This is a genomic window from Helicobacter heilmannii (assembly GCF_001283065.1).
Taxonomy (GTDB): domain Bacteria; phylum Campylobacterota; class Campylobacteria; order Campylobacterales; family Helicobacteraceae; genus Helicobacter; species Helicobacter heilmannii.
Genome location: NZ_CDMK01000002.1, coordinates 49,321 through 55,956 on the forward strand (window position 1 = coordinate 49,321; position 6,636 = coordinate 55,956).

Here is a 6,636-nt window from a genome sequence, read left to right on the forward strand (position 1 = left end):
CTTACATGATTCTAGCGACTTTAACTGCCGAAATTGGGGCGAGCAAACACGGGAGTAGCGTGGGGGTGCTAAGACTCAAAGAGAGGTTGCTTGAAAAGCACCCTGAGATCAGCGAGCACATGGTTTTGATCCGCCAAAAGCAGTGTTTTTTGGAGGATTTTTTTAGGTTTGCTAAGAACTTTGAGGATTATTACTTTTTTTGCAAGGACAGCTTGATCCCTAGCATGCGGGCGGTGTTTAAAAAGGGGACTTTCCCCGTGATCCTAAGTGCCGAACACTCCGGGGCATTTGGGATCATCCAAGCCTTGCGCTCCGTGCATCCAAATAAAAAAATAGGCATTTTATACATAGACGCGCACGCCGATATCCACACGGCTTACGACAGTGACTCGGGCAATTTACATGGCATGCCCCTTGGCATGGTCTTAAACAAGGTCCACTCAGGAAAGAATGCCCTAAGTGCTCAAGAGATCGAATACTGGGAGAGGCTTTGCACCCTAGACTTGCCTAGGGGGGCATTAGAGTTTAACCCTAAACATTTGGTTTATTTTGGTGTGAGGAGCACGGAGGCTAGCGAGCACAAGATGATCAAAGAGCATGCGATCCCGCTTTTTAGCGTGGCTGAGATTAGAGAGAACATGCCCAGCGTCATAGCGCAAAGTCTTAGACTCTTGGAGGGCGTGGATTTGGTGTATTTGAGTTTAGACATTGATGTTTTAGATGGTAAAATCTTTAGCTCTACGGGGGTAAGAGAGAACAACGGACTCTACCCCGAGGAGTTAAAAAAGCTTTTAAACGGGCTGTTAGTGGCGTTTAAAGAACGCTTGGTGGGCGTGGAGCTCACCGAGTACAACCCCGAGCTTTGGGATGGCAAGAACCCCGATGAAGAGGTCATTTGGGGACTATTAGAAGAGGTGGCATGTGTGGTGGGTGGCAAATGTTAGGTTTAGTAAAAGAAAGCATGGATGGTGAGTTTAGGGTGGGGCTTGTGCCCCATGATGTGGCGCAAATTGCCTCGCATTTTAAGGTTCTTGTTGAAGAGGGTGCGGGGCTGATGAGTGGCTATAGCGATGAGGCCTATAAGCGGGCGGGGGCACAGATTGCAACACGCAAAGAGGCATGGGCGCAAAGCATGGTGGTTAAGTGCAAAGAACCTTTAGAGGAGGAATATGCCCTACTAAGAGAGGGTGCAACACTTTTTAGCTACCTAGATTTGGCCTACAACAAGCCCCTAGCGCAAATGTTTGTTGATAAAAAAATCACCTCCATTTGTACCGAAACCCTAGCTGGGCCCAAGAATAACTACCCCGTACTCGTGCCCATGAGCGTGGTCGCCGGGCGACTGGCCGCGCACTTGGTGCAGCATTATTTACTCGCCCTAGAGCATTTGCCGGGCACTTTTGGGCTTGGGGTGCTGCTAGGTGGTTTTGTAGGGCAGGTAGTCGCAAAGGTCGTGGTCGTGGGCGGGGGCGTGGTGGGCTTAGAGGCGGCCAAATTCTTAAGCCAAGCGGGCGCAAAGGTCGTGGTGCTAGAGCTAGATTCCTTAAAACTGCAGAACCATCCCTACACAGAGCGTTACCATTTAGAAGTCCTAGCCGTACATGAGGAAAATATCAAATACGCCCTAAGTGGGGCGGTGGGGCTTGTAGGAGCGGTCTTGGTTACCGCCACCAGCACACCTAAAGTCATTTTAAAACGCCATTTGGCCCTCATGCAAAAGGGGGGCGTGGTGGTGGATGTAGCTTGCGATTTGGGCGGGTGTGTGGAGACGATCAAACAAACTAGCCACTCCGCCCCCGTGTATGTGCAAGAGGGTTTGATCCACTACGGCGTGCCCAACATGCCCGGCGTGGTGGCAAAAACCAGCTCCATCGCCTACAGCCAAGCTAGCCTGCCCTATTTGCGCTACTTCTTAGAGCATGGCTTAAAGGGCTTTTTGGCCGCCAACACCAAGGAGGTGGCCAACACCCTAGGATCTCTTAGTGCCTATCAGGGCTATCTCACCCAAGAGGGCATCGCCAAAGCCTTTAATTTGCCCTTTAAGGACGCGCGCGCCGTGCTAAAAAGCCTTTAGATAGCCCCACACAAGCACCTAAGAACAAATAAATGTCTGCCATGCCCACGAACAACACAACTGTGTGGGTTAGGGCCTGGGCCCCAAGCGCGCCCAAAAACAACCACCCCAGTGCCCGATCGATCAAAAACGCCAAGAGTGCAAAGGCGCATAAACTTGGCAGGGCCAAAGCACCATAGACAAAGCCAAAGGGCAAAATCCCCAAGGTATCCACAAAGACAAATAAAGTAAAAAGGGCTAAAAAGACATAGGCTCTTTGGGATAAAAAGGGCATGTGGGCGCATTTGGCCATAAGGGCCCCCACGCTTAAACACAGGCTAAGCGTGCTCACCCCCCCAAAGAGCCCCACCACCACCCCGCTAAGACTAAGACCAAAAAAAGGCACGCTCAAAAGCCCAAAAGTAGCTACGCTTAAAAGCACATTAGCACAAACAAATACCCACGCCGCTGCACAAAAGGCTAAAAACAACGCGTCCATCACAGCCCTTTGAGGTAGGCAAGGTTAAATACCATGTGTGCAATTGCCTTGCGCTCCTTGGTGTAGAGCACATGCACTTGGTTATCAAAGAGCATGACAAAGGGGTAGCTCACCTCCCCTTTTTGGCTACGATCTAAAATCTTTAAAGGCATGAATGCCCCCGTTTTGGGTTCCAAGCGCGCCAGGCGTAGAGCACCCCTTGCGTTCTTGTGGTGGGGCAGAGCTTGGTTGTAAATGAGGTACAGCACCCCATTAGCATTAAAGAGGGTGTTTGCGCTATCGTGGTTGCTGAGGTTGTTTAAAAGGGGCTTTTGCCAGTGCCAAAAGTCCAAACAGCTTTGGGTGTAAAAACGCTCTGTCTTGTAACTTCGATACGCTACAAAGGCACAATGTTGGTAAGGAACGAGACTTGGCTGGAGTTGCTGCTTTAAAGAGTTGGGCCTTAACAAGAATTGCAGATGGGTGTGGCTGTCAAACTTTAAAAACACAGGGGATTTTTTAGCCAGTTCGTGGTAAATGGGCAGGACAAAGCCCCCGTCTGTGGTTGGAGTGGGGGGGTTTCGTACCAAGTGGCTGATATTTAAAAGGGGGCTTAAATGTAGGGTTTGCTCATAATGCAGGGCTTGGGGCTTGTTGGCAGGCGCGCTTAACACATAGATTTTAGAAGTCGCCCATCCGCCCAAACTCGCCCCCACCACGAACAAATACAATCGATTTTGGTGTGTGTAGAGCACGGGGTTGCCTAGGATTTTCACAAACTCATGGGCTTGGTGGCTAAGAGTCCTTGGGTCTAAAAGTTTAAAGGCTTGACTCCATTGCCCTGTTTGCGTGTTGTAAAGATTGCCCCAAATACACACATCGCTTTTGGCCTCCTTGCTCCCCCCAAAATAGGCGGCCAGCAGGGTGTGCTTACCTAGGGCACTCAAGCTCGCTGAATGCACGCTTTGAACTGGCGGGGTGGGCAACAGGGCGGGGGGGCTAAAATGGGGCGTGGTTTTGGTGAGTGTGGGGGGTTTTATAAAACTGATGGGGGGCTTTGTGGGATTTAAGAGCCAAAACACTCCAAAGAGCATTGCAATAAAGGCAAAAATGTGCATGCCAAACCTTTACACTAAAGCCCCTAGTTTCGCATAAGTTCGCTTAAGGGGCTTTGTATTCCTGCCCCCCACAAAAAACCCGTTTTCTCTTTGTGTCAAACTTCGGGCTGAATAAATCCTTGCTCTCCAAATTATCCTTGGTGTGTATGCCGACAATGGGTAACAAAGTGTGGATGAGATCATCGCTCATAAAGGGCTTATGCACCGCTTGTTCTATGAGTTTGACTTTCTCTGGGTGCTTTTGTTTAAAAGTGCTGGTCACATAAACCATAAAGGGGATTTCCACGCCATAGCTTGAGCATTTATGCCCATAAGTGCTAGCACTCTGGAAAATGTCTTGGGCATGATCAGACAAATAAAAAATAATCGCATCTTTGCCTTGAAACAACTTAAAAATTTCACTCAACACATGGTCGGTGTAATAAAGTGAGTTCACATAATCGGCGACAATTTGCTTGTCTTGGTCGTTGTGGGCATGCAAACCTTGGTAGTTGATGTCTTTGGGGGTGAATGTGGCATAAGATTTGGGGAAACGCTCCTTATAGAGCAGGTGGCTGCCGATGAAGTGGAATAAAATAAAGTTCCTCGTCTGCAATTTGGGTTTGACCTTGTCGTTAAAGGTGTCTATGAGCGCGCCATCGTAGAGTTTCTTAAAAGAAATGGGGGTGTAAAACAAATGATCAAAGTGGTGCGCGGTGAGGCTATAGGCGTTGCTTGCCCCGGGTTCTTCTTGGTTGTCTAACCAAAAGGTGGCATAGCCCGCTAGGTTAAAAATGCTGCCTATGTTTTTTTGTTGGTACCACGGGGTGTTGTGGTTCTCTGCATCGCCATAATTCAACAGGACCTGAAAAACAGCCATCGTACTCCCAAAGGGAGCGATCACATTGGGAAAAACAAAAAGATTGGATGGTGGTGGGACTGGTTGGTTTATATTAGGTTTTGCAAGCAGGGTTGGGGTCAGCAAAATTGCCTTCTCTCTCTCTCTCTCTTAACAACCCACTTAAAAATGGCGTGTTTGGCACGGAGTAGCCATAGATCCCCATAAAATCCCTGGATGCGCTCTCACCGATGATGAGCACCACATTGGGCACGCTGTCTTTGTCCACGCCAAGATAATCTTTGGGGTAGGGTTGGTTAAAGTTGGTATAAATGCGTTTGGCTTGCGCGCGGTTGTGGATGGTGTCTAGGATGGCCGTGGTTTCCTTTAAAATGGGCGTGAGGTGGGAGGCGATGATGAGATTGACCACATACCCGCTAGGGCCTTGTTGCAAATTGTACCCTGTACGGATGGAGTGGGCAGTAATCCCGCCCAAAAACAGTGCAAAAACCAAACCTGCTTGTCTGCACTTGAGAGAAATTTTAAAGCGCATCAAGAACAAAAACAGCCCACAAAAGAGCAGGAAACCCACGAGCACCCCAATATGGGGCAAGAGCACGCCCACCAAAAAGGCGTGTATCTCACTTCTATTGGTGGCCAAAATGGTTTCAATCAAGGCTTGGTTAAAGCCCATGCTAAAGCAGTGAGAGGTGAAAAAGTCCAAAAAGGCAAAGCTTAGACTAAGGATGAGCAGCACATTTTTTAGTCCATTTTCCAACTTGACGGGCAAAAAGTCCAAGACAAAGTAACACAGATAAAAGAACAACAGCCCATAAAAGGCGACCTTGAGTACATGGCGGCTCAAAACCCCACCCATATGCACATCCATAGAAAAAAACGCCGCCCACACAGACACAAGCCACATCAGCCAAAAGCGTCTATCCAAAACCATTTAGACCCTTTACGCATCAATAAAGTTATATTGTAACACAGGCTAGGAGCAAAATAGAGATGTTAAGAGTTCACATCATAGCACAAAAGTACACCTATAAAAAATAAATAAGAAGACCGATACATCCAAGCACAAAATATTTTTAGGAAGCGATGAACAACCCATACACCTAACTAAACCCTTTGTATAATTTAAGCAAAACCCCCACCCCCCCAAAACACTCTCTATGTGCTAATATGCCCACCTAGAAAGATTCAATCAGCGTTATTTATGTATCTAAAAGCCCTTGGATTAGTGGTGCTGGCTACACTTGCCCTTGCTAAAAACCTAGATAAAACGCAAAACATTATAGATCACATGCCACCCCCCTTAAGGGGTAAAATGCACCCCATTAACACGCAAAATGTGGGGCGCAAATACCTAAACATCGCCTACGCCACACAGTCTCAAACCCAAAAACTAGACCTAGAGTGGGCAAAGCTCTCTTCCCCGTGATTTTCGCCATCCATGGGGGTGGCTTTGCCTTTGGAGATAAGGCAACGGGCTAGATCAACCCCCAAATGTACGCTTTAAAACTGGGCTATGCGGTGGCAAGCGTCAATTACCGCCTTTCTAAAGAAGCCCCCTTCCCTATGGCGATTTACGACCTTAAAGCCGCCGTGCGTTTTCTTAAAGCCCACGCCAAGCAATACCACCTAGACCCCCATAAAATCATCGCTTGGGGCGACTCGGCAGGGGACAATTGGCTTGTATGCTTGGCACAACGGCACTGCACCCCGAGTTGGAGGACTTAAGCATGGCAATCCCACACAGACAAGCCAAGTGCAAGCGGTGGTGGATTTTTATGGCCCATCGACTTTAGCACCATGGACGCGCAGTTCAAGCAAAACGGGCAACCCCACACGAAAAACACCCCGTCAATGCCCCAAATTCCACAGAAGTGCGCTGCATGTGCGTTGCCATTTCTAAAATCCCTAACCTCGTGAAGTTTGCTAACCCTGCAAGCTGTATTTCTAAAAACATGTCCCCTTTTTTTATCATGAACGGCTCTAAAGACTCCATTGTGCTCACACAGCAGAGCGTCCCCTAAAGCCACCTTGACAGACACTAGATGTTAAGTCTTATCATATTAAGAGTGCTCGAAAGATTTTGTTGCTTGTTTCATGCAAGTTTGATTTTCGAGTGTAATTTTTATTTAAAGGATTCTCATGTCTGCAC

General features: G+C 48.1%; 9 protein-coding genes. 4 read left to right on the forward strand and 5 right to left on the reverse strand.

Features of this window, described 5'->3' with window-relative positions; genetic code table 11:
• The first annotated feature begins 5 nt into the window (after positions 1 to 5).
• Together rocF and AOG36_RS04450 are read left to right on the forward strand one after the other, a co-directional pair.
• The gene (gene rocF, locus AOG36_RS04445; protein WP_015106845.1) at positions 6 to 944 is read left to right on the forward strand and encodes an arginase; all 939 of its coding nucleotides are present in this window, start codon (positions 6 to 8) and stop codon (positions 942 to 944) included.
• Positions 938 to 2,074 carry an NAD-binding protein gene (locus tag AOG36_RS04450; protein WP_082334200.1) on the forward strand — a complete coding sequence of 379 codons (1,137 nt, stop codon included), beginning with the start codon at positions 938 to 940 and terminating at the stop codon, positions 2,072 to 2,074. The genes rocF and AOG36_RS04450 overlap by 7 nt, the downstream gene beginning before the upstream one ends.
• Here the strand turns inward: AOG36_RS04450 and AOG36_RS04455 are convergent.
• From AOG36_RS04455 to AOG36_RS09240, 4 genes are all read right to left on the reverse strand, one after another.
• On the reverse strand, positions 2,040 to 2,552 hold the full coding sequence (locus AOG36_RS04455) for a hypothetical protein (protein WP_015106843.1): 513 nt from the start codon (positions 2,550 to 2,552) through the stop codon (positions 2,040 to 2,042). The genes AOG36_RS04450 and AOG36_RS04455 overlap by 35 nt on opposite strands.
• Positions 2,552 to 3,649, reverse strand: coding sequence for an exo-alpha-sialidase (locus AOG36_RS04460; protein ID WP_015106842.1), 1,098 nt, complete (start codon positions 3,647 to 3,649; stop codon positions 2,552 to 2,554). Before AOG36_RS04460 ends, AOG36_RS04455 begins: the two co-directional genes overlap by 1 nt.
• A gap of 43 nt (positions 3,650 to 3,692) precedes the next feature.
• Complete coding sequence (locus AOG36_RS04465; protein ID WP_053825609.1) at positions 3,693 to 4,508, reverse strand: phosphoethanolamine transferase; 816 nt, start codon at positions 4,506 to 4,508, stop codon at positions 3,693 to 3,695.
• A gap of 73 nt (positions 4,509 to 4,581) precedes the next feature.
• Positions 4,582 to 5,418, reverse strand: coding sequence for a sulfatase-like hydrolase/transferase (locus tag AOG36_RS09240; protein WP_015106840.1), 837 nt, complete (start codon positions 5,416 to 5,418; stop codon positions 4,582 to 4,584).
• Between the two features lie 560 nt (positions 5,419 to 5,978).
• On the opposite strand from AOG36_RS09240, the gene AOG36_RS09010 reads away from it, so the two are divergent.
• The gene (locus AOG36_RS09010; RefSeq protein ID WP_015106838.1) at positions 5,979 to 6,212 is read left to right on the forward strand and encodes an alpha/beta hydrolase; all 234 of its coding nucleotides are present in this window, start codon (positions 5,979 to 5,981) and stop codon (positions 6,210 to 6,212) included.
• A gap of 85 nt (positions 6,213 to 6,297) precedes the next feature.
• Here AOG36_RS09010 and AOG36_RS09015 read toward each other — a convergent pair whose 3' ends face one another.
• Positions 6,298 to 6,441 (reverse strand): hypothetical protein, encoded by a 144-nt coding sequence (locus tag AOG36_RS09015; protein ID WP_238374882.1) that lies wholly within the window; start codon positions 6,439 to 6,441, stop codon positions 6,298 to 6,300.
• On the opposite strand from AOG36_RS09015, the gene AOG36_RS09305 reads away from it, so the two are divergent.
• Entirely contained in the window at positions 6,389 to 6,508 is a 120-nt protein-coding gene (locus tag AOG36_RS09305; RefSeq protein ID WP_306413975.1) for a hypothetical protein, read from the forward strand. The genes AOG36_RS09015 and AOG36_RS09305 overlap by 53 nt on opposite strands.
• Positions 6,509 to 6,636: the final 128 nt, after the last annotated feature.